22 protein-coding genes and 1 riboswitch are annotated in these 23,977 nt (G+C 47.6%); of the genes, 19 read left to right on the top strand and 3 right to left on the bottom strand.

Features of this window, described 5'->3' with window-relative positions; all coding sequences use genetic code 11:
* Window positions 1-70 precede the first annotated feature (70 nt).
* Window positions 71-151: riboswitch (cyclic di-GMP riboswitch) on the top strand.
* Between the two features lie 13 nt (window positions 152-164).
* From G9G53_RS00805 to G9G53_RS00815, 3 genes are all read left to right on the top strand, one after another.
* A complete protein-coding gene (locus tag G9G53_RS00805) occupies window positions 165-1,766 on the top strand; it encodes a glycosyl hydrolase (RefSeq protein ID WP_029516202.1) in 1,602 nt (533 codons plus the stop codon).
* 48 nt (window positions 1,767-1,814) lie between these two features.
* Window positions 1,815-4,112: a hypothetical protein gene (locus G9G53_RS00810; RefSeq protein WP_029516203.1), complete on the top strand. Its 2,298-nt coding sequence runs from the start codon at window positions 1,815-1,817 to the stop codon at window positions 4,110-4,112.
* Window positions 4,113-4,421: 309 nt separating this feature from the next.
* A complete protein-coding gene (locus G9G53_RS00815; protein WP_029516204.1) occupies window positions 4,422-4,604 on the top strand; it encodes a hypothetical protein in 183 nt (60 codons plus the stop codon).
* A gap of 53 nt (window positions 4,605-4,657) precedes the next feature.
* On the opposite strand, the gene G9G53_RS00820 is transcribed toward G9G53_RS00815, so the two are convergent.
* Window positions 4,658-5,026, bottom strand: coding sequence for a helix-turn-helix domain-containing protein (locus G9G53_RS00820; RefSeq protein WP_025720479.1), 369 nt, complete (start codon window positions 5,024-5,026; stop codon window positions 4,658-4,660).
* Between the two features lie 326 nt (window positions 5,027-5,352).
* Here G9G53_RS00820 and G9G53_RS00825 point away from each other — a divergent pair, with 326 nt between their 5' ends.
* The 16 genes from G9G53_RS00825 (at window position 5,353) to G9G53_RS00900 (ending at window position 22,359) form a co-directional block, all read left to right on the top strand.
* On the top strand, window positions 5,353-6,102 hold the full coding sequence (locus G9G53_RS00825; protein WP_165144654.1) for a YveK family protein: 750 nt from the start codon (window positions 5,353-5,355) through the stop codon (window positions 6,100-6,102).
* The gene (locus G9G53_RS00830; RefSeq protein WP_029516206.1) at window positions 6,083-6,769 is read left to right on the top strand and encodes a CpsD/CapB family tyrosine-protein kinase; all 687 of its coding nucleotides are present in this window, start codon (window positions 6,083-6,085) and stop codon (window positions 6,767-6,769) included. Before G9G53_RS00825 ends, G9G53_RS00830 begins: the two co-directional genes overlap by 20 nt.
* An 85-nt stretch (window positions 6,770-6,854) precedes the next feature.
* Window positions 6,855-7,553, top strand: coding sequence for a sugar transferase (locus tag G9G53_RS00835; RefSeq protein WP_029516207.1), 699 nt, complete (start codon window positions 6,855-6,857; stop codon window positions 7,551-7,553).
* Window positions 7,554-7,589: 36 nt separating this feature from the next.
* Window positions 7,590-8,528: a GDP-L-fucose synthase gene (gene fcl / locus G9G53_RS00840; protein ID WP_165144657.1), complete on the top strand. Its 939-nt coding sequence runs from the start codon at window positions 7,590-7,592 to the stop codon at window positions 8,526-8,528.
* Between the two features lie 21 nt (window positions 8,529-8,549).
* Window positions 8,550-9,539: a GDP-mannose 4,6-dehydratase gene (gmd, locus tag G9G53_RS00845; RefSeq protein WP_029516209.1), complete on the top strand. Its 990-nt coding sequence runs from the start codon at window positions 8,550-8,552 to the stop codon at window positions 9,537-9,539.
* Between the two features lie 79 nt (window positions 9,540-9,618).
* Window positions 9,619-10,962, top strand: a complete 1,344-nt coding sequence (locus G9G53_RS00850; RefSeq protein WP_039269547.1) for a flippase — start codon at window positions 9,619-9,621, stop codon at window positions 10,960-10,962.
* Complete coding sequence (locus tag G9G53_RS00855; RefSeq protein WP_165144660.1) at window positions 10,949-12,211, top strand: hypothetical protein; 1,263 nt, start codon at window positions 10,949-10,951, stop codon at window positions 12,209-12,211. The genes G9G53_RS00850 and G9G53_RS00855 overlap by 14 nt, the downstream gene beginning before the upstream one ends.
* 752 nt (window positions 12,212-12,963) lie before the next feature.
* Window positions 12,964-14,196: a glycosyltransferase family 4 protein gene (locus G9G53_RS00860; protein WP_165144663.1), complete on the top strand. Its 1,233-nt coding sequence runs from the start codon at window positions 12,964-12,966 to the stop codon at window positions 14,194-14,196.
* Complete coding sequence (locus G9G53_RS00865; protein ID WP_165144666.1) at window positions 14,193-15,434, top strand: glycosyltransferase family 4 protein; 1,242 nt, start codon at window positions 14,193-14,195, stop codon at window positions 15,432-15,434. The genes G9G53_RS00860 and G9G53_RS00865 overlap by 4 nt, the downstream gene beginning before the upstream one ends.
* On the top strand, window positions 15,412-16,221 hold the full coding sequence (locus G9G53_RS00870; protein ID WP_185156332.1) for a WecB/TagA/CpsF family glycosyltransferase: 810 nt from the start codon (window positions 15,412-15,414) through the stop codon (window positions 16,219-16,221). The genes G9G53_RS00865 and G9G53_RS00870 overlap by 23 nt, the downstream gene beginning before the upstream one ends.
* A gap of 51 nt (window positions 16,222-16,272) precedes the next feature.
* A complete protein-coding gene (locus G9G53_RS00875) occupies window positions 16,273-17,613 on the top strand; it encodes a UDP-glucose dehydrogenase family protein (protein ID WP_165144669.1) in 1,341 nt (446 codons plus the stop codon).
* 14 nt (window positions 17,614-17,627) lie between these two features.
* Window positions 17,628-18,605 carry an LCP family glycopolymer transferase gene (locus G9G53_RS00880; protein WP_165144672.1) on the top strand — a complete coding sequence of 326 codons (978 nt, stop codon included), beginning with the start codon at window positions 17,628-17,630 and terminating at the stop codon, window positions 18,603-18,605.
* A 131-nt stretch (window positions 18,606-18,736) separates the two neighbouring features.
* Window positions 18,737-19,228: a hypothetical protein gene (locus tag G9G53_RS00885; protein ID WP_165144675.1), complete on the top strand. Its 492-nt coding sequence runs from the start codon at window positions 18,737-18,739 to the stop codon at window positions 19,226-19,228.
* 108 nt (window positions 19,229-19,336) lie between these two features.
* A complete protein-coding gene (locus G9G53_RS00890; protein WP_029516218.1) occupies window positions 19,337-20,257 on the top strand; it encodes an ABC transporter ATP-binding protein in 921 nt (306 codons plus the stop codon).
* Complete coding sequence (locus tag G9G53_RS00895) at window positions 20,250-21,032, top strand: ABC transporter permease (protein WP_029516219.1); 783 nt, start codon at window positions 20,250-20,252, stop codon at window positions 21,030-21,032. Before G9G53_RS00890 ends, G9G53_RS00895 begins: the two co-directional genes overlap by 8 nt.
* Window positions 21,033-21,273: 241 nt before the next feature.
* Complete coding sequence (locus G9G53_RS00900; RefSeq protein WP_029516220.1) at window positions 21,274-22,359, top strand: AI-2E family transporter; 1,086 nt, start codon at window positions 21,274-21,276, stop codon at window positions 22,357-22,359.
* A gap of 39 nt (window positions 22,360-22,398) precedes the next feature.
* On the opposite strand, the gene G9G53_RS00905 is transcribed toward G9G53_RS00900, so the two are convergent.
* Both G9G53_RS00905 and G9G53_RS00910 read right to left on the bottom strand, forming a co-directional pair.
* A complete protein-coding gene (locus G9G53_RS00905; protein WP_165144678.1) occupies window positions 22,399-22,860 on the bottom strand; it encodes a bactofilin family protein in 462 nt (153 codons plus the stop codon).
* A 45-nt stretch (window positions 22,861-22,905) separates the two neighbouring features.
* The gene (locus G9G53_RS00910) at window positions 22,906-23,937 is read right to left on the bottom strand and encodes a M23 family metallopeptidase (protein WP_165144681.1); all 1,032 of its coding nucleotides are present in this window, start codon (window positions 23,935-23,937) and stop codon (window positions 22,906-22,908) included.
* Between the last annotated feature and the right edge of the window lie 40 nt (window positions 23,938-23,977).

Consider the following 23,977-nt stretch of genomic DNA (forward strand, 5'->3'; position numbering starts at 1 on the left):
TGAACATGACCTATTAAATTTTGGTAAAATAAAGTCGATACTTAGGGTAAGAAGGAATCCAAACTCCTTCCAACGATAAACGCAGCCCTGTCGAAAGGCAGGTACGCAAAGCTAAAGGGCCTTCCACAAGGATGGCAGCCTGGCTACCGAAAGGAAGAGCGAAAGTGAGATTCAATTTTATTCCTCTGTATCGACTGATACGTCATGTACTCCCCGTTGTTATACTTTTTTCATTGTTGCCCGTCGGTTTTGGTGATTCTCTGTCTGTGGCGAATGCCGCTTCATTACAACCTGTTAATTCGGACGCTTCTATTCAGGCCCGTGAACTATACAATTATTTACTCAACATCTCAGGGAAAAAAATAGTCACCGGTCAGCATGATTATTTGGAAAGTCCGGATGAATTAAGTAACAAGGTCCAAAAAATCAGTCAGGCATATGTAGGTGTACACGGCTATGAGATGGGAGCTATCTCTGGTCAATCTGACGCTACAGAAGCAGCGCAACGTAAAAATGTCGTCGATAGTGCTATCCGTTGGGACAGATCCGGTGGTATTGTGACGATGACTTTTCATGAAGCGCTACCAGGTAGGCCACTGACTTGGGCCAATGTACAGGCGAAAGTAAGTCAGACAGAGTTCAACAAATACGTGACCCCAGGTACTACGCAGTATAACCTCCTCATTGCCGATCTGGATAAGGTCGCTGTATCGTTAAAGCAGCTTCGTGATGCAGGGGTTCCGGTTTTGTGGAGACCTTACCACGAGATGAATGGCGACTGGTTCTGGTGGGGAAACAAAAATAATTTCAATCAGCTATGGAATATCATGTACGACCGTTTTACCAACACACATCAATTGAACAATCTGCTGTGGGTATGGAGTCCGAATGCGCCCAATTCGTATACTGTCCCGTACACCCCGAAATACCCGGGGGATGACAGAGTGGACATCTTGGCAGTAGATATTTACAACAATGATTTTAAGCAAAGTCATTACGAAGGTCTGCTTGGGCTGGCACGGAATAAGCCGATTGCCATTGGGGAGCACGGTGAGATGCCTAGTTCTGAGGTGTTGCAGGCTCAACCTAAATGGGTATATTCCATGACTTGGGGCAAGATGCTGACTGAGAATAACACAACAAATCAAATTCAGGATTATATGAATGATTCGAGGAGTTTGACGCGGGATGATGTGAAGAATGGATTGGAAACGATTCAACCACCTGGGACAGATATACCGACCTTACCGGACGAGGGACAAAGTGAGCCTATCCCGGCTCCGCCAGTAGTGATCGTTCCCCCAGCTCCGACTCCTCCTTCTGTTCCTGATGTGGTATATGTGAACGGGTTGCGTGGCGAATATTTTAACAATATGAATTTGAATGGAAGTCCTGTTTTGATCCGTACAGATAGCAAGCTGGACTACAACTGGCGTGCCAATGCAGCTGACCCTAAGGTGAATGCCGATCAGTTCTCGGTTCGCTGGACGGGTAAAATCAAACCGCAATATAGCGAGACCTATACGTTCACCACGATATCCGATGATGGTATCCGTGTATGGGTAGACGGCAAGTTGGTGATTGACAGCTGGTTCAAACAAAGCTGGACAGAGCGTAAAGGCAGTATGACTTTGGAAGCAGGCAAAATGGTAGATTTAAAAGTAGAATACTATGATGAAAAAGGCGACGCGATGGCACGTCTAATGTGGGAAAGTCAGCATGAAGCGAAAGCGGTGATTCCCGGAAACGCTTTGTTTCTTCCTTGATTAATACTCTTTCCCGGTCCAAAAATTTGAGGAGAGAGGGTCGATCATATGATAAAAAAATGGTTATCCCATAGGTATACAGTAGTTTTATCTGGACTACTAGCGATCGTAGCTATAGCGATGATCGCTTGGTTTATATACACGCCTTCAAGAAGCGCAGAATTGCAGACGGATAAAGTAGCAGCTGCCAGTCCAGTATGGAAGCTGGGGCAGAGGGATGACTCTTCAGCGGAATTCAAAGGTGTGGTCGGCAGGGATAATATCGACATTTCTACAGCAGCTGCCTCTACCGAATCATCTGCTAAAGGAGCAATGTCAGCGTTGTCGGTAGCAGAAGAGAGTACAACAGTTCCGGTATTGCTCAGCAGTGGAGATATTCCTCCCGGTTTGAATGCGTCCACGAACCCTGAACTGACACTCCAGTATAAGCTGAATCAGATTCCTCCCAATGGTATGATATTCCGTGTTCGGATTTTAGATGCGGGCAAAGCAGTCCCACAAATGGCTGTATTTTCAAATCAACAGCTGTCCGGTATTATTCAGATTGCCGGAGTATCCGGTACTGGGAGTGCTTATAATTTCAAAAACAACTACGAGCTGTATATACCCAAAGAGCAATTGCAAAGCGGTGTTAACGTACTCAAGCTAAAGACAGCGCGCTGCCTATACTGCTCCTCTGCAGAAGATAAAAATGTGTGGTGGACTTGGGATGACTTGAGCTTGGAGACGTTAGCTTCACCTGCGACCGAACCGGTACACGGTAAATATATACTGACCGGAACAAATGTGAACAATAAAGAATTTTATTATGATCAGGGTGCAGTTAAGCATTTACCATACGTTCTCAAATGGCTGGGAATTGCTTATAGTGGCAATGTCATGAGGGTCACCTGTGCCAGCAATGTGGGCAAGGCATGTACAGACGTGGATGATTACTATCAAACGTTAAAGCAGTATAATATGCAATCGTCTGCTTTGTATTTATATACAGGTGATATCAAGCTGCAAAAAGATGGTTCTCTGCCAGAAACGGCCAAGCAAAAGTTGCGCGATTATGTAAAAAAATACGGTTCTTATCTTCAATATTATGAAGTAGATAACGAACCTGGATTATTTAATCGCTCCAAGGCGGTAAATCTGGCTGTAGCTAAGTGGTTGAATACGGAAGGGAAGCAATTGGCACCGCATCTCAAAACGGTAGCGCCGGGTTGGGCCTACTGGCCGACGTACTCTACCAAGGCGTGCAAAAATCAAACCGGAGGTACGAAAAAATGCGGTGATCCGGATGGATGGGAGCGAGACCCGGCGCAGCGTAAACAGCTGGAGGAAGTCACTGACCTGACCAACGGACACGCCTACGGTGAATCGTATAATGAAGAGGGCGGGGGCAGCTTCATTCAAAATTTGAAAACCTTCGGCGGTTCGAGCGACGGACTGGCGAAGAAGATGCTGAACACGGAGTTCGGTACCAATGATACGCATCGAGATAATCCAGATTATGGGGCTAGTCAGCCACAAGCAGCCGCATTCGACCGGATTATGCGTTCACAAATTGGGTTTGCCGATATGTTTATCCAGCACGCTGCTTTTTATAAAGATTATACGCTGTTTAAAACAGGCTTCGATCTGCAAAGTCATAACCCGGCCAACACAGAAATTTATCCGTTCGGGCAGGGACAGGACACTCGTGTTAAGATCATGAGACGCTTGAGTCTAGCCTATGCCACCCATGGAAAACCTCTGACTTATACAGTGCTGAATCCAGAGGATACCAAGGATAAAATGGTGTATGTGCGTGCGGTGGATACGTCCAAGCTTAAACCGCTGGCAGGTAGCGGCGCTACTTCAAACAAATTGCTGGTGAATCTAGTGAATTTCGAATCCACCACGCAGACCGTTCGTGTACGGGTGACAATGCCGAATGCCGGTTTGTACACGGGTGAACGTTTTGGAGCGGGTTCCACTTACAGTCAGGCACAGCGTTCCATATCAGGGCTCAAGGCTTCTCCTGCCCTTGATTTTGAAGAAAAGCTGGGTCCTGGCGAAGCGGTACAATATATTTTGGAATTAAAAAGTACAGATCAGACCGCAGCTTCAGCTCCAACAGGGGTGAAGGCTGCCTCTGTTCAGGATGGGGCGGTAGAGATTAATTGGCTTCAGGCAGAAGGCGTATCTTCCTATGATGTGCTGCGTGCTGACGGAACCGACGGGGCCTATCAGGTGATTGCCTCGCAAGTAGCGGGAAGCACGTATACAGACCGCACGGTAAAAGCCGGAGGCCACTATGTCTACAAAGTCCGAGCGACCGGAGGTACTCAGGTTTCCCAGGCAGCCGAGGCCGCTTAATCAGATCGGAATGCATATAGGACCTTAGAGTTCGAATACCTAACATCATTTCGAAATAAAACAAAAAAGAACCTATCAGGAGAAAATAGGACCTGACAGGTTCTTTTTTGTTGGAAAATCGTTCTGATTTGCCAATACTTTACGTATAATGAAGAAAAAAATAAGAAAATCCTTTTTTATTCTCGTCATAAGACGACAACATTGCAGGTGTGTATTCATATATAATAGTTTTGTTCGTGACTATACATACAAGGTTTGTGGGAAATTTCTTTCCGGTGACCAAGAATAATAAAGTGAGGTTAGTGCTGAATGAACAAGGAGACAGAATTAGGGGGGAACAACCCTCTTTTTCAAAACAACGTACAGAAAGCAGACAAAGCTGCCATCCACTTGGACATCCGGGACATTTTGCTCCAATGTGGGTTCACGATGCCAGAATGGCTAGAAAGCGACGCGGATGGAACCACATACCGGAAGGACAAGCGCGTGTAAATTCCAACGGCTGGTCTTACTTGAGCGAGACGTGAAGCAGTCGGCCGCTTTCTTTATTCCATCATTCGTTCCATTCGGACAAATGCAATAAAACGTTTGGCTTCTTCCTCAGACAAGGTGCGTCCATCAATGGTCAGGTTGAAACGTTGCAGAATATCCTCATCGGACAGTTCAAGCTGGTCCACAAATTCCCTCACATCTGAATCCAATATTGCCGCCGGATGGCTCGTACGTCCCACCAAGTAGTCAATCGTTACCCCGAAAATATCAGCGAGCTTGGTCAGGATCTCGAAATCTGGCTTGCGCCTATTTTTTTCATAGTGAGAAAGAGCTGCCCGCGTAATTCCGAGGGATTGTGCTAGTTCCTCTTGTTTTAATCCCTTATGTTCTCGTAATTCAGCGATGCGGGTGCCATAATTCATCCGTTTTTCCTCCTGAAGGCAAGGTTAAGAAAGGTAAAAAAGCAAGTTTACGCTTGACAAGATACGTTTTGTATCATAAATTAGTTATGTAAGTTACATAACGTATCTTTATTTAATAGTTTTCACTGATGTCTTCGTTTATATACCCTAAGAGGCCACCGATGATGAGCATTTTGTGCTTATTCGCTGGCTAGACCTTCTATGCGCTATTATACAACATTTTACTATAGATTAGAGGGTCATGCACCGTTCTTTTCCCCGTTATGCAGAGGATCAGTACAAGCGTTATTGCATCGAAAACAAGTCAATCAGGGAGGACTGGTCTTGTGCAGTTGAAAGAGTACATCCGTTTGATCCGTAAAAGAATGTGGTTGATTGGTAGCATCGTACTGCTAGTATGTACTGTAGTGGGCATAAAAAATATGTATTTTAGCCCGCAGATTTATGAAGCTACCGCAAAGCTCATTATCAACCAGACGCCACGACCGGATCGTGCAGGTGTCGTCGATTACAGTGTAGTTCAAACGAATATAGCCTTAACGAACTCCTATAAGCAAATTATGATCTCCTCGGCGATTATGGATCAGGTGGTCGCCAGCTTCCCCGATCTTAAGGTCACTCCGTCAGCATTGGCGCAAAAATTAAGAGTGAACACCGCAGGTGATTCACAGGTCATGGATGTAACAATCCGCGATTTATCGTATACGAAGGCTGTGAAAACCGTCAATGCGGTAGCCAAAGTATTCAAACGGCAAATCCCCTCTATCATGAAAATGGACAATGTCACCATCCTAAGCGAAGCCAGTCTGAATGATCCAGCAGTTCCCGTGAACAGTAATGCCACTATACAGATATTTATTGCTTTTGCCACCTCTTTATTGTTGGGAATAGGCTTGGCGTTTCTGCTGGAGGTACTGGATGATACATTTAAGAATGAAGAGGATATTGAAATAGAACTCGGTCTGCCTACCCTAGCCCTGATTACGAAAATGAAAAAAGAAGATAAACGCTCTGACAGCTCCACTACAACTCCTAAACAGGTAGGTGAAGGGCAATATGCCGCGATTAATCAATAATCAGCTCGTTACATCCCTACATGCTCAGTCTTCCGTTTCGGAGGAGTACCGCATGCTTCGCACTAACATCCAGTTTTCTTCTATAGACGAGCCGATTGAGGTTATGATGGTGGCGTCCGCTCAGGCGGGTGAAGGCAGAACGGTCACAATTAGCAATTTGGCTGTAACCTATGCGCAAGAGGGGAAAAAGGTGCTGATTATGGATATGGATCTGCGCCGTTCCTCCTTGCACCATATGTTTGGTTTGCGTAATCATACAGGGCTGACACGGGTGCTTGCCAATCAACAGGCATGGCAGGATGTGGTTCAAGAAACCGGGATTGACCATCTGCATGCAATTACAGCCGGACCGAACCCGCCCAATCCGTCCGAGATGCTCAGTTCCCGCAGAATGAATGCTCTGCTGGTTGAGCTGAAAGAACATTATGACGTGATCCTAATGGATACACCGCCGTTGCTGTCCTTTCCGGATGGCTTCATTATAAGCGCCATGTGTGACGGAGTCATTCTGGTGGTGCAGGCAGGGAAGGTCAAAAAGGATGTCGTCAAGAAAGCAAAAGCGAATTTGGAAAGAGTAAAGGCGCGCATTCTGGGCGTAGTACTTAATAATGTGAAGCGTTCGAATACCCGTGTCGAGCGGGGGATGGAGGAACGCAATCTGACATGAATAAAAAGGAGGAAAATGAGAGTATATAAAATTCTTTTAACAGTGTATAAATAATACTTATTAATAAGGAGCGAGGTGATGAGACGTGTCTTCTTCCCGCTCGAATGAGGTCGAAGTGCGGGGTGCGTCAGTGGATGTTTATTCGGTCGCTCATGGGCTTGAACGGCGGCAAGGATGGAACGTATACCCGTTCGTGAAGCGAAGCATGGACATTATATTGTCTTTCATTGGAATCATCGTGCTATGCCCGGTATTTCTGCTTGTCATTTTGCTGATTAAGCTGGAGGACCCCAAAGGAAGTGCAATATTTTATCAAGTACGTATTGGAAAAAATGAGCGCCCGTTTCGCATGATCAAATTTCGTTCCATGGTGTCTGATGCCGAAGCCAGATTATCTGCACTGCTGGTGGAAAATGAAATTGAGGGTGCGATGTTCAAAATGCGGGACGATCCCCGAATTACCCGTGTGGGTCGCTTTCTTCGCAGAACGAGCATCGACGAGTTGCCACAACTGTTCAATGTACTGCGTGGGCAGATGAGTCTGGTAGGACCCAGACCCCCGTTGCCAAGAGAGGTCCATGATTACACAGTGAGGGATAAGCTGCGTCTGACGGTTACACCAGGCTGCACTGGTCTATGGCAGATCAGCGGTCGTAATCATCTAAGCTTTAACCAGATGGTAGAACTGGATTTGGAGTACATATCCAGACGCAGTTTCCGCACAGATATGATTATTATGCTGAAAACATTTCGTGTGCTGCTAGGCTCCAAGGATGCGTATTAAAGTCTTTCATTTTCACGAAGAAGGTAGGGGATAAGTATGGATCTTCATTCCAACATATATGTAGCAGGGCATCACGGACTGGTGGGTTCCGCTATTGTCCGAGCGCTTCAGGAAGCGGGTTACCGTCATATTATTACTCGCACAAGCCGTGAGCTGGATCTACGTAATAAAGAGGCAATAGATCATTTTTTTGAAACAGAGCCTGTGGATTATGTATTTTTGGCAGCGGCCAAGGTTGGTGGGATTTTGGCGAATAACGAATATCCGGCTGATTTTATCCGTGACAATCTGCTTATACAAACAAATGTGATTGATGCGGCATACCGGGCAAATGTAAGTAAGCTATTATTCCTAGGTTCTACCTGTATCTATCCTAAATTTGCTCCGCAGCCGTTACGGGAAGAATATCTGCTCACGGGTGAACTGGAGCCTACTAATGAGGCCTATGCGATTGCTAAAATTGCCGGGATTAAAATGTGTCAGTCTTACAACCGTCAGTATGGAACCCGGTTTATTTCTGTGATGCCGACGAATTTATACGGTCCGGGCGACAATTTTGATCTCCAGACTTCTCATGTGTTGCCTGCGCTCATCCGCAAGTTTCATGAAGCCAAGCTGAATCAATCTCCGACTGTAGAAGTATGGGGTTCTGGTACGCCGCGGCGAGAATTTCTTCATTCTGATGATTTGGCTGAGGCCTGTCTATTCCTAATGAACAATTATGAGGGAAATGAAATTGTAAATATCGGCGTAGGTGAGGATATCTCCATTCGTGAGCTGGCTGAGCGAGTGAAGAATGTAGTCGGCTATGAGGGAGAAATTACCTTTAACACCTCCGCTCCTGATGGAACGCCGCGTAAGTTGGTAGATGTATCCCGAATTTCCGGGCTGGGCTGGTCGGCGCGTATTTCACTAGAAGAGGGATTAAAGTCTGTGTATCAGGCATTTCAAGGTCTGGATCTGGTTGAACAATAAAAAAACGGTGGGGGAATTGGAATGAAAAAAGCGCTGATCACAGGAATTACCGGGCAAGACGGGTCCTATCTGGCTGAATTGCTGCTATCCAAAGATTATGAGGTGTACGGGATGCGCAGACGAACCAGCACACCGAACTTTGAAAATGTAGCGCATATCCAGAATGACATCCACTGGCTTTCCGGTGATATGACCGATCTGGCTTCATTGATTGAAGCCGTCCGGCAGTCCGACCCGGATGAGGTCTACAACTTGGCTGCTCAATCCTTCGTAGCGGCCTCATGGCCGCAGCCGTTGGCTACAGGGCAGATTACAGCATTATCTGTCACCAATATGCTGGAGGCGGTTCGAATTGCCAAACCGGAAGCGCGCTTTTACCAGGCGTCAAGCAGCGAGATGTTTGGTAAGGTGCTGGAGACACCGCAGACAGAAACGACCCCGTTCTACCCACGTAGTCCCTACGGTGTTGCCAAAGTGTACGGCCATTGGATTACAGTGAACTATCGTGAAAGCTTTGATATGTTTGCTTGCTCTGGCATTCTGTTCAATCACGAATCCCCACGTCGAGGATTGGAATTTGTAACGCGTAAAGTGTCGGATGCGGTAGCTCGTATCAAGCTGGGGTTGCAGCAAGAGCTGCGCATGGGAAATTTGGATTCACTGCGAGACTGGGGTTTTGCAGGGGATTATGTAAAGGCGATGTGGCTGATGCTTCAGCAGGATCAACCGGATGATTACGTCATTTCCACGGGAGAAATGCATTCTGTGCGTGAACTGCTGCAAATTGCCTTTTCCCATGTAGGTTTAAATTATGAGGATTACGTCGTGATCGATCCTCAATTTGTCCGTCCGGCAGAGGTAGATCTATTACTCGGCGATTGTGCCAAGGCAAAAGAAAAGCTGGGCTGGCGATTGGAAGTAGGCTTCGAGCAGCTCATTCGTATGATGGTGGATACAGACTTGGAGCGGGTAAAAAGGCAGGCTGCAGTTGAAGCTTCTGTCGTCGTGTAAGAGATGGAGAGGCCATCCGCCTGGGCGGGGGGTCTCTTCGCTGTACGCAAGGTCATTTTTTCAAGATGGAGTAAAACCTATGACATTAGTCGAAAAACGCGCCAAACCGCGCAGAAGTTTGCTGGTGAATACATCCTGGCTGTTCGGTGACAAAATGATTCGCATGGTGTTCGGCCTGGCAGTCAGCATCATCATGGCGAGAGTGTTGGGACCAGAGGAACTGGGAAAGTGGAATTATGCGGAATCCTTTTTCGGGATGTTTCTGATTTTTACGACCCTTGGCTTTGATTCTATATTAGTACGCGATCTTGTCAAAGACCCCAAGGATGAGCATGAGCTATTGGGTACGGCGGTTCTGTTGAAATTGTTAGGTACTCTGATAGCCATTGTACTGTCCTATTCCTTCATTTCACTACTCAGACCGGAAGACAGTTCGGTGCGGTTGATCAATCTGATCTTGGCTACGGCCTCGGTATTTCAATTGTTTGATATCATCGACTACTGGTTTCGTGCGCAGATGCTGTCCAAATACACGGTCGTTGCCAAGAATACCGCTTTTGTTCTCGGCTCCACTGTCAAAATCATTTTGTTGTTATCGGGTGTTCCGATATGGATGGTGGCGTTGTGTGCTCATGGAGAGTTTCTGTTGGGAAGCCTACTGCTGCTGTATTTCTTCCGTAAGGAAGGACGACGCGTGAACCAATGGACGTTCCGTTTAGCCACAGCTCGGCGAATCATGAATCACAGCTGGCCGCTCATATTGTCATCCTCCGCTGTATATGTACAGGCACGGATTGATCAAGTCATTATCGGTGAACTGCTGGGAAACGCTGCGGTTGGGCAATACTCCGTTGCACTCCGACTCATCGAAGTGTTGGGCTTCATTCCGGTCGTTCTGACAACGGCTTATGCTCCGGTGGTGACGCGTTCCAAGCAGAAAGGAAGCGACGAATACAGACAGACATTGTCCAAGGTGTATCGGCTGATGTTTATATGCTTTCTTGTAACCTCGGTACCTTTATTTTTTCTATCCCAATGGGTAGTGGTTGTGCTGTATGGGAGAGAATTTACCGAAGCAGGTTCGCTGTTGTCTCTATTCGCGATTCGTCTGTTTTTCACCAACTTCAGTGTTGCTAAAAGCTTGTTTATTACCAATGAAAATTTGTTTAGATACACGCTGCTGACCTCGGTGGTGGGGGCGGTCACGAATATCGCTTTCAATTACGCGCTAATCCCGTTGCTTGGTGTCCGAGGGTCGTTAGTGGCGACGATTTTGTCCTTTACGATATCTGTATTTCTATTAGATTTGCTGTTTAAGGAAGTTAAATCTAATTTGGGTTGGATGATGAAGTCCATCCTGACCTTCTGGCGTGTTCATATTACAGTACCGAAAGTTGGAGAGAACAATCATGATACCCATTAAACCGTTTGTTCGGCATGAGGACCAGTGCCCGCATTGTGGAGGTAAGGTACGTGGTGGAGAGGTGCTGTGGCAGGGAATCCATGTATGTGTCAGCACTGTGTGTGAGGGGTGCGGACGCGAGTATCTTGAGGACATGAGGGTCGGTCATGCCACGTATTCACCTTATCGTGTAGAAATGCCTGACTATATTCTGACCGGTGATGCGAAGTCGAGAAAGTGGCTCGGAGAACCTTTGCGGCAATCGTTGATGAATCCTTCCTATGACTTAGCAGTCGGCATGACCGTGCATAAAATGAAAGCTTCTACACGTGTAATCATCGTCAACACAATGGATTATTTGTATGGTCATGCTTTGCTCAAGCTGCTCAATGTGCAACGCGAATACGAGCAATCGCCGGACCTGGGCATCATCGTCATTGTGCAAAAGTCGCTGGAGTGGATGGTGCCAGCATATGTGTCTGAAATTTGGACGGTTGATGTGCCGTTCAGCAGGGCACGAAACTTTTATCCTGTACTACATCATCGGATGATTGAGGAACTGATGCGTTTTGATGAGGTGTATGTCAGCCCGGCGTATTCACATCCCAATCAGTTTGATATTGAGCAGTTTACAGGTGTCTCCCGTTATAACGAGGATCGTGAACCGGAGCCGCGCATTACCTTCGTATGGAGGGAAGACCGCTTGTGGAGCGGCAGCCATCATATCGCAAGAGCGGTACAGAAATTTCCGCAGCTCAAACGTGGGCTAAAACCGCTAATTTATCATCAGCGCAGTAAAATCATACGGTTGTTCCGCAGGCTGAGAGAAAGCTTCCCGGATCATCGCTTTACAGTCGCTGGACTTGGGCGTACCGGGAGCTTCCCGGCATGGATTTCTGATGAGCGTGTCACACGCTTCGACCGGGAAAGTGAGCTGCGGGTCTGCAAGGTATATGCAGCCAGCCGATTAGTGATCGGCATCCACGGCTCTAATATGCTGCTGCCCTCTGCGCATGCCGGCATGACCATTGATTTGATGCCCAAGGACCGATGGGGGAATTACGCTCAGGATATTTTATTTCACGAAACCGATCATCGGCTTACAGCTTACAAATACCGCTTTGTGCCGATGGAATCGAGTGTAACTCTAGTGGCAGATATGGCAGCTGCCCAGCTCAAAGGGGCAGATCATTTTAATATGCAGATGACGGAGGAGAGGCAACGGGAACATTCAAGTTGGAGGGGGGAGGCCGCTTCGGGACGGATTTGATCCTGGAGCGACTTTTGTGGATGGAAGTCCGCTGCGGGACGGATTTGATCTTCCGATCGCTGTTGACGAGGGATTCCCTAGATTGAATAGGCCCTGTAAAAGGGCGGAATCCCTCGTCAAAGGCGAACGCTGCCGCTTCTCCAGATTCAAATCCTTACCCTCCGCTACCCACCGCCGCCAAAAAGAATTTCCCCCGGCCTATTGGGTGGGGAAGGTAAAAGCCGCCTGGTGATAGCTTCGCCCTATCGCCTAGAACTTCTATGCCGGGCATGCATCCCGGCGTAATTAATGCTCTGTACAGTTCTCTGTCAGGGTGACAGAGTCCGGTGGATAACAATCTGGACAGGCGACAGTCTAGCCATAGTTAAGGCATCTTGGTCAGCTAGCGGTAGTAGTTCCATGTTGTTTTGTGAGCTTGCCATAACCGTACCAAGCTCACAAGCTGTTCGACGAGGTCAGCGCCCTGCATGCATTTGCTCGCGTATCCACGCAGCGAGGGCACTTCATACCCAGCATTCCCTTTTTTTAAATGGGGTGACTTTATGGACACGGTGGTCAGCAGCGGAGCGGTCCATTTGAATCTGAAGAAGCGCTAGCGTTCGCCTTTGCAGTGGGATTCCTACCTCGGAATGTTTTATATATCCAGGAATCCCACTGCAACAGCGATCGGAAGATCAAATGGAACGCGCAGCGTTCTCTGAACCCTCCGTGCTCCATAACTCACTCAATATGAAATGGCAGGAGCCCTGATGATGATTCAAAAAATATTGTATCTCCGCAATTTTGCCAGCAAAGTGAACGGGGACTCATACAATTTACAGGAAGTCGGCTTGGGCAAAGCACTCGTTCGAAAAGGCTACGATTGCGACATTGTTTACTACAACGATCGTAAGGAAACCCATCTGGAACAAGTCTACCGTCACGAAGGATGCACCTTGCGTATTATCTGGCTCCACGGGTTTAAGTTCTTAAGCAACAGCATCTACAGAGATGTTCTCAAAGATTCTTTTCTGGATGCTTATGGTCTGGTCATTACTACAGAATACAACCAGATCATGACCTATCTGCTTTCCCGTAAATGTCCCGATAAGCTGTCGTTGTATCACGGCCCATACCGGGATAACACGCACGCGCTGATCCGCAAACTGTACGATATTATGCTGCTGCCGAAGGTAACAAAATCTCTACGCCGTACCTATGTCAAATCCGATCTCGCAAAGCGCTATCTGGAGAATAAAGGTTTTGACAACGTGGTTACGATTGGAGTCGGACTAGATCGCAGTAAAGTAGAGAGAGCATTCAACAGTGACATCAGCAACAACAGTGAAGACATAAGCGGAGAACGTGAGGAAAACCGTGAGGTCGCGAATGAGCTGCGTCGAATCGGTGATCGTCCGGTACTACTGTATGTTGGTGTACTGGAGGAACGGAGAAATATACGTTTTATGCTGAGTACGTTCAAAAGGGTGCTCCAAAAGCATCCTAGCTGCCTTTTGTTAATGGTCGGAGATGGACGGAAGACAGACACAGATCGCTACTGGACATATGCTCATGAATTGGGAATAACGGACAGTATTATACATTTTACAAGAGTGGAACAACGTCATCTGTGGCAGGTTTACGGAGCGGCGGATGTGATGCTGTTTCCGACCCAATACGATATTTTTGGTATGGTACTGCTGGAAAGTATGCTGTTTCGCGTCCCGATTATCTCTTCGGTAAACGGGGGCTCGGTTACCTTGATTGAGGACGGAGTGAGCGGGGTGATGCTGAGAAGCTTTTCAGAAGAGGAATGGTCTGGTCGAATAGGCGCTTTGCTGGATAATGCTGAGCTGAGACGAAGTATGGCGGAGGAGGCTTTTCTTACGGTCGAGCGTATGTCGTGGGATCGCATCGCAGATGAAATCGTAAGCCATCAAGGGGTCAAGCCCAAGAATTCTAACCACGCTATGCAATCAACGCAGGAAAGAGGGGCAGCCACGTGAGCCAACAGGTCAGCAGACAGATGAACCCTCCTGTAAGCAAGGTGCTGATCATCCATAACTTTTATCAGCAAAGCGGGGGAGAAGACAAGGTTGTCGAGCAAGAATCGGCTATGCTGCGTTCCAGAGGAATAGAGACAGAGCATTACTATGTGCACAACGACAGCATTCAAAGCAGAGGGCTAGCGAACATGGCAAAGCTGGCGGTAGAGGCGGTATGGTCCCTGCCGGAATTCAAGAGAATTAAGAAGCTGCTTTTACAGGTGAAGCCGGATGTGGTGCATGTGCATAATTTTTTTCCGGTTATATCCCCTTCGGTCTATCATGCTTGTGAACGGCTGGGGATTCCGGTTGTCCAGACCCTGCATAATTACAGGCTGATTTGTCCGGCGGCAACCTTTATGCGAGGGAATAAGGTTTGTGAAAAATGTCTGCACGGCACGCTGCTGCATTCCATCCGTCATGGATGCTATCGAGGTTCACAGCTTCAGACGATTCCGGTAGCGGCGATGATTAAGTTGAACGATCTGATCGGCACATGGCAGCACAAGGTAAGTCGCTATATTGCGCTGACGGAATTTGCACGGGACAAATTTGCCGAAAGCGGTATTCCACTGGATCGTATCGCGGTAAAGCCGAATTTTGTCCATCATAAAACCATGAAAACCCAATATGACCCCAATGATCGTTATTTATTGTTCGTGGGGCGGATTTCAGCTGAAAAAGGGGTTCGCAATCTGCTGCAAGCCTGGTCACAGTTGGAAGATCGGGGGGGATTGAGACTGGTCATCATTGGAGATGGTCCGGAAAAGGCTGAATTGGCCGCTGCTTATCCGCAGGAAGATGTTCGGTTTCTCGGTAAGCAGGATGGAGACACGGTACTGGATTGCATGAGCCGGGCCATGTATGTCATGGTGCCTTCCATTTGGTATGAAGGATTTCCCATGACCATTGTAGAGTCTTTTTCTGTTGGAACTCCGGTATTATGCAGCCGGCTCGGCGCACTGGAGGAAGTCGTGGAGGACGGGGTGACGGGTTTCCATTTTCAACATGATGATTTGGAAAATATAAAGACTGTGATTCGCTGTGCAGTAGCCTATGAAAACTATGCAGCTATGAGACAGAAGGTGTCGGAAAACTACGCTGCACGCTATACGGAAGAAGTGAATGTGAAGCAGCTGATGGCGATATATAGCGAGGCGATGGAGGAGCATGATTATGAAACAGCTGCCCCAATATAGAGTCGGAAGGATTGCGGATGCAGATATTGCAGCACTTACGTTTCAGGAAACGGTACACACGCTGGAACAATGGGCAGTCGAACGAAAGGACGGCTATGTATGTATTTGCAACACGCATTCCATTGTCACAGCGGGGAATCATTCCGAGTTCTACGAAGCGCTCACTCAAGCAGATCTGTGTACTCCGGACGGTATGCCGTTGGTATGGGCGCTCAAGCTGTACGGATTTGAGCATCAGGATCGGGTAGATGGTCCCAGTCTGATGCTCAAGTTGTGCGAACGTGCGCCACAGACGAAGGTGAGTATATATTTTTACGGCAGTACGCCGGATACGCTGGATAGCTTAAAAGAAAGAGTAGAACAGGATTACCCCGGGATCCGCATCGCGGGCAGCTTTTCACCGCCATTTCGTGAGCTTCACCCAGATGAGGAGGAGCGGATCATTGATGAAATCAATGCGTCTGGCGCGCATATCATATTCGTCAGCTTAGGCTGCCCGAAGCAGGAAATATGGATGCATCGAAACAAAGACCGCATTCATGGCGTGATGATTGGAGTAGGGGCGGCCTTTGACTATATCACTGGAAAGGTTCGTAGACCGCCGCTAGCGGTACAAAAGCTGGGGCTGGAGTGGCTGTATCGTCTGATCTGCGAACCGAGACGTTTATGGAAGAGGTATGCCTATAACAATCCGATGTATGTATACCGTTTTCTAAAATCTTATCGGCAAAACAAACGACTTACGCTTTATCATAATCGGCTTCCAGGAAGAGATATAGAGAATTGAAGTCGGTAAAAGCAGGATGCAATGAGACAGCATGTAAAAGGGGGAGTTGCTTTGAAGTTATGTGTAATAGGTGCAGGGTATGTCGGGCTGGTGTCGGGGGTCTGTTTTGCCGCACTCGGAAATACCGTCGTCTGTGTAGATCAGAATGAGGACAAAATTCTTCAGTTGCGTGCAGGTGGGGTGCCGATTTATGAACCGGGATTAAAGGCACTAATTAAAGATAATGTAGAACAAGGCCGACTAAGCTTTACAACAGATACGGCAGCTTCGGTAGAGGCGGCTGAAATTGTTATTTTGGCGGTCGGCACGCCTTCACTGCCGGGCGGGGAAGCGAACCTGTCCTATATTGAGGAAGCAGCCTGCGAGGTGGCAGACGCCATGAATGGCTACAAAGTCATTGTCACCAAAAGCACGGTGCCTGTCGGAACGAACGAACGTATTCAAAATTGGATTGCGAGCCGCACAAACTATTCTTTTGGTGTGGCTTCGGTTCCTGAATTTTTACGCGAAGGCTCAGCAGTCATAGACACCCTACAGCCAGATCGAATCATCATCGGAGCTTCCGATCCACATGTGTCCGCTGTGTTGACTACACTGCACGAGCCGTTGACGACAAATATCGTAACCACAGATATCCGTTCGGCGGAGATGATCAAGTATGCGTCGAATGCTTTTTTGGCGACCAAAATTTCGTTTATTAATGAGATTGCAAATATTTGCGAAAAGGTGGGCGCAGACGTTACACGTGTGGCACACGGTATGGGGCTGGATCAGCGGATCGGCTCCTCCTTTTTGTCTGCAGGTATCGGCTATGGGGGTTCCTGTTTCCCAAAGGATACACAAGCTCTAATCCAAATTGCAGGCAACGTGGACTATGAATTCAAGCTGCTGAAATCTGTGGTGGAAGTGAATCAGGGTCAACGCTTTAACGTGATTCGTAAGCTGAAAGAGGCGCTGGGTGATCTGGAAGGAGCAACGATTGGTATATGGGGACTGGCCTTTAAACCGAATACAGATGACGTAAGAGATGCCCCGGCGCTGGATATTATGCAGTCGCTGCTGGAGGCAGGGGCGCAAATCCGTGCATATGACCCGATCGCTACCGCTAACTTCCGCAGACTGCTGGACAGCTCGGAAGTAACGTGGGCAGATAGCGCACGGGAAGCAGCAGAGGGATGTGACGCACTGTGTCTATTGACGGAATGGGAGGAGTTTGGTGAAATCGGGCTGGGTGAGCTGAATGAGCTTATGAAGTATCCTATTATGATCGATGGACGCAATGTGTATAGCGAGGAGCAAATCAGACAATCCGTCTTTGCATACTATTCTGTCGGTAGGCCACAGATGAACAATCTGGATGTAGATCGTCATCAGTCTGTAGTAAATCCGTAAAGGGGAGGCTGCATATGAAACGGTGGCTGAAGATAACATTGGGGGCTGCGGCGTTATTGGTCATAGGGGCTACTGCCTACACCGCTTATGTGTATCATTCTTTTAAAACAGCGGCGAATGCGATGTATCATCCGCGCAGCATCGTGCAGCCTGGGGCGGTTTCTACCCTTGCAACGGGCGGAGCAGGGCGATCCGTAGATACAGACTCTGGATCAATTACACCCAATCCGGCAGCCATCTCCCAGTTCAAGCCGTTCACCGTGCTGGTGCTGGGCGTAGATCGGCGGTCTCACGATCCAGGACGATCGGATACGATGATCGTCTTGTCTGTTAACCCTGCCGAAGGCTCTATGTTGATGTTCAACATTCCGCGCGATACGCGAACAGAGTTGATCGGTAGGGGGCGTGAGGACAAAATCAATCACGCTTTTGCTTTTGGGGGCGTGGATATGTCGATCCGTACGGTAGAACATTTTTTGAACTATCCGATAGATTACTATGTACAGATGAACATGGAAGGGTTTGCGAAAATGGTGGACCTTGTGGGGGGAGTCGAGGTTCATAATCCACTTGATTTTCAATATGAGGGTCATCATTTTGCACAGGGTAATTTGAACTTGAGCGGGGCTGAGGCGTTGGCCTACGCCCGTATGCGTTTCGATGATCCACGTGGGGATCTCGGAAGAAATGCTCGCCAGCGGGAGCTACTCAAGCAAATTCTTGCCCAGTCCATCAGCAAGGAAGGGCTGTTGAGGGTAAAACCGATACTGGAGGCAGCGGGGGAGCAGATTCGCACAGACATTACCTTTGACGATATGACCACCTTCCTGACCCGGATCGGTCCGTCCCTCAAGCAGACGGATACCGTTGAACTGAAGGGACATGGGCGTAAAATCAACGGGGTGTATTATTACATGGTGGATGAACAGGAGCGCCAGCGTATCCATGGAGTGCTGGAGAAGCATATGCTTACCACTGCCATATCGCCTTAGGTAAGCCTTATGTAGGCGGGTGCCCTGTTGGGAGGTCACCCGTTATTTTCTTCTAAAGTCTTCTAAAAAAGGCTTGTCCCACATACATCTGTAGAGAATTCGGTATAGTCCAACAGAAGGAGGGGCAGTGTGTGCTGTTTAGAAGGAGAGCGGCTTCGGCGTTCGTTCGTAAGCTATTATATTTTGCCATCATAGGTGGATTGTTATGGCTGCTGTGGCTGGGTCTGCGTGGGGTGATGTCTACAGGCGAGGGCGATCAAGCGGTAGAAGCACTAAACGAGTTCTACACGATGGAGCAATCGGGAAATTTCGGAGGTTCATGGGAGCTCTTTCATTCGCAAATAAAAAAGAAATTCGAGAAATCTACGTATGTACAGCAGCGTGCGCACGTTTTTATGCAGGATATGGGGACGGATACGTTCACGTTTGAACTGGGGGAGCCGCAGACTGAATATGACATTCGTACGGATCAGAATGGAGAAGAGTTAGGGAAAGTTTACCGTATTACGGTCACTCAGCATTACAAGACCCGATTCGGTAATTTTGATATCGTACAGCCTTGTTATGTGGCGCAGGAAGATGAGAAATGGCGGGTGCTTTGGATATACAAGGACAAGGAATAGAGGTTGCGAGGTGTTTCTAAAAGGTTAAATATGGTACAATACTTCCAAAACCGGAAATGTACAGTAAATGGATAACAGCTTCACTCCGGATGGAAGGAGTTTCATAGCATGCAGCAAGCGACAGGACAGGTTCCCGTCATACGTATGGAGGGTGTGAGTAAAATCATTTCCTCAAAAGCGATCGTGGATGATCTGACGCTGGAGGTTCCGGCGGGGCAGGTATTTGGTTTCCTTGGACCCAATGGTGCGGGAAAAACGACAACCATCCGTATGATGGTTGGCCTGATTTCGATCAGCAAGGGCGATATTCATATTTGTGGAGACAGCATTAATACTGATTTTGAAAAGGCCGTTTCCCATGTCGGCGCGATTGTTGAGAACCCGGAGATGTACAAGTTTTTGACAGGCTATCAAAATTTGCAGCATTTTGCGCGAATGTCTCCTGGGGTGACCCAAGAACGCGTGGATGAAGCGATTCGTTTGGTGGGACTCGGAAACCGGATTCACGATAAAGTAAAAACCTATTCGCTCGGGATGCGGCAGCGACTTGGGGTAGCTCAGGCGATTTTGCATCGACCGAAGCTGCTTGTGCTGGACGAGCCGACCAATGGTTTGGACCCGCAGGGTATTCGTGAACTGCGGGATTATTTGCGTCAATTGACCCGTACGGAGGGAATTACCGTATTCGTATCAAGTCATTTGTTGTCCGAGATGGAGCTGATGTGCGACCGTGTAGCCATTATTCAGAGCGGACGGCTGGTTGATATCAAGCAACTGAAGAATACAGGGGAGGAAGTGCAGACGGCGGAAATTGCTTTTGAGGTAAATGATGCCGAACAAGCCTATGCGCTTGCTGGAGCAGGACGCGTTGAAGGTAATCAACTGCTGCTTCACCTGGAGCGGGAACAGATCGCAGAGATGAACAGCCTGCTGGCTGCAAACGGAATTAAAGTATATGCGATTCGCCCGGTTGCCCGTACGCTGGAAGATCAATTTTTGGAAGTGACGGGAGGCGGGTTCATTGGGTGATTTCTTCAAACTGGTACATAACGAAAATCTGAAAATTTACCTGCGTGTGCGCACATGGATTATGCTGGGATTGCTGGCGGTCATCACTGCTGCGATTCCGATGCTGATCTCCCTGGTTTCCGATCAGGTCAGTGTGTGGGATGGGATTGCGTTGACGACGTTGTTTACGTTTTTCCTCAATACGACGTTTACGGTCATTGTAGCTGCTGATTCGGTGGCTGGTGAATTTACTTGGGGAACGATTAAGCTGCTGCTCATCCGACCTTGGACTCGCAGCAAAATATTGTTGTCCAAGTATATATCCGTGATTTTGTTCAGTTTGCTCGGAACGATCATTTTGATCTTGATGGTTACGCTGTCCTCATGGCTGATGTTATCCAAGGATGCACCAGCGGGTTCTGTTCCGCTGTTCAGTGATCCGATATCTTACGTAACGTTGAACTTCTTGTATAGCTATATTGCCTTGTTCGTGACGATGGCCTTTGCTTTTATGCTGTCCGCTGTTTTCCGTTCCAGTGCCTTGGCGATTGGGCTGTCGCTGTTCATGATGTTCACCAAAACAATCTATAACTCTATTGGCTTGTTCAGCACAGATCGTTTTGAATGGACCAAATACGTACTATTTACGCATATGGATCTGAAAAAATATCTAGATATGCCGCCGGGTACGGTAAGTTCCAGTCTAACCTTTTCGCTCACCGTGCTGGCCGCTTATTATGTAATTTTTATCGCCATTGCCTGGGTGGTTTTCGTAAAACGGGATGTTTCAACCTAAATCGCAGTGTCTTAGAGTTACACAAAGGACGTTCAAATGCTCAGCATTTGGACGTCCTTTTGTTATTTCAGGATTTTGCAAAATCCTCATTTAACACTGTTTTATCCAGTATCTATGTCATTTTTGTTACATATTCTGCGTGCAGGGGTATATTGTAATCTATTTTCAGCAAGAATCAATCAATAGGGTCATTTTGCGTTTAAAGAGGTAGAGAGAAATAGAACAGAGGGGGCCGCATGGTATGCTGCAAAATAATCGTTTTTTTCGTGTAACTACAGGTATCGTCATGCTATTACTCATCATTTACTTGGGCACCAAAGTAAGTTTTATATTTAGTCCTCTCGTATCTTTGGTCAGCTTGCTGGTGGTACCGTTAATGCTATCTTTTTTCCTCTATTATTTATTAAGGCCGATTGTGGATGTAATGGAACGGAGAAAAATCAAACGATCGATCTCCATCTTGCTGATTTATTTGGTCATTGGAGTGTTATTGTTTGTTTTCTCATGGGGTGTGTGGCCTACGCTGCGTGATCAAGTAACCAATTTATTTGAAAATGCGCCGAAGCTCATTAAAAGTCTGGTTGATCAATTGAGCCAATGGCGGCATAATCAATCCTTGAGACAAGTGCTGCCTCCGGGTGAAGACCCGCTGTCACAACTGTCAGATACGTTGAACGAAGCCTTTTCGACGCTATCTGATTATTCGGTAAAGCTGGTATCGTTCGTGTCCTACTTTTTTATCGTATTGGCTACCTTTCCCATATTGCTCTATTACATGCTGAAGGAAGGGAGCAAGTTTGGCCCTAAAATGCTAAACTTCTTTCCTAAAAAATATCACAAGGACGCATTGGAGGTTATGGAAGATATCGATAGTGCACTCAGCAGCTTTATCGTCAGTCGGGTGCTGATCAATGTCGCGTTGGGTGTGATGATGTTCCTTGGATTTTTGATTATTGGTTTGCCTTATGCCTTGCTGCTCGCCGTTATTTCGATTTTCCTTAATTTTATTCCCTATGTGGGGGCAGTGGCCGCTTCTATACCCGTGGTTATTATTGGATTTCTCGAATCACCTTCGATGGCGCTCTGGTCGCTGGTCGTGGTGATTGCTGCACAGCAAATTCAGGATAATTGGCTGTCACCTATAGTTTTTGGTAAACAGCTGGATATTCATCCGTTGACTGTCGTTATTTTACTGTTAGTTGGTGGCGACCTGCTCGGGATTCTGGGTATCATTTTGGTGATTCCATTGTATATGTGCGGAAAAATCGTCATACGCAAGGTATACCAATTATTTTTGGAACGCAGAGTGGAGGATATTATGGAATGAATGGAGAATGCACTGGATTTAAAGGAGTATATACTGACTTTACCCTGCTTCGGATTGCAGAGCGGCTTGGCTGTCCTCCCTGTCTTTGCTGAAACTAGATTGGGTTTCGTCGTTTGGCTCATCCGTAGAAGTTGACAACTCTACATCCTTTGTTCGGTTCATTTGACTTGTGCCGTCCAGTACACCGCCTTCAGAAATGACCAATGCAGCGGTCGCGGTATTTCCGTACAGTTTACCTGTCGGCGTAATGGTCAGTCGTCCTTCTGTAGTAATGCTGCCGAACACCTTACCGGCAAGAATGACGTCTTGTGCGAAGATGTCCGAACGTACAACAGCAGATTCTCCAATGACGACAGTACGAGTGCTACGGATATCGCCCTGAAAATGACCGTCAATCCGAATATTGGCCTCTGCTTCAACTGTACCTTCAAAGCTGGTGCCATTAGCGAGCAGTGTATCCATAGCTGGGGTGGAGAGCTTTTTTTTGGATTCCTTAAACATGATGGTTTTCCCCCAATCTTTTATTGTGAAAATTTTGCAAAATCCTCATTGTACATACAGTAATGGATCGACAGGTTGGTTATGCTTGACGATCTGAAAATGAAGATGAGGTCCTGTGCTTCTCCCGGTACTTCCCAGCAGACCGATGGTCTGTCCTTTGTGGACACGATCTCCTGGAGCCACCTGCATGCCGCTCAGGTGCATATACCAGCTCTGGAGTCCGTCAGGATGCTGGATGATGATGCACTTGCCGCGGGCTCCACTAGAAGCAGCCTCCAAGACGGTGCCTGCTCCTGCTGCATAGACAGGATCACCGGTTTGTCCGGCAATGTCCACGCCTGAATGAAAGGCAGATCTACCCGTAAAAGGGTCGCTGCGATAGCCGAAGCTGGAGGTCATTCGCCGTGAACCTACAGGCCAAACGGAGGGTTTCCCTTGCACGGCAAGAGCCAGCCTACGAGTCTGGAGTAACTGTGCGGCTTGTTTGCGCTCCAGATTTTGCTGGACGGCATTTGCTTGCTGAATAGAGCGAGGAACCGTACGTTCCACCGTGTCCAACAGAGATTCGATCTCCTGAAAATCATCCATTGCCTGGCGAGTTAGGAAGGCAGTATTTTCATGTACTGCGATCAGCTCACCCCCAATATGGCCGGAAGCATCCCAGGAGAGCGGAGTCATGTTTTTTTTATGGTTACTTGTGGCAGATGAGTTTCCGTGTTTACGAATGAATTGCTGCATTTGCTGTTCTAGCTCCGTTACGCGCTGAAGGCGTTCACGAATATGGGTGGCTTGATTTGTCAGCTCCATGACTTCCTGCCGTAGTCGCCCAATGGCTGCATCCTTGTCCGCTACCGTGACCTCCATCTGCAAACTCTGGACAGCAAGATTCGTTTCCATTTGGGAAATAATATGGGAAGAACGGATTTGCAGCCCGATCACGAGCGTAGAGATAGACGCGATCACAAGAGTCGGGACGAGAATGACAGCGGCTGTAGAGCATTGTAGCTGCTTGGGCGGTTGCTGTGCATCCCGAATAACAAGCAGGGTCATCCGGCGATTTAGGCTTCCTTTTTTCATAATCGCTCCTTTCCGGACATCGCTCCTATAGTGCTTGGTT

It is taken from the genome of Paenibacillus sp. EKM206P (genome assembly GCF_011066155.1).
GTDB classification, from domain to species: domain Bacteria; phylum Bacillota; class Bacilli; order Paenibacillales; family Paenibacillaceae; genus Paenibacillus; species Paenibacillus polymyxa_D.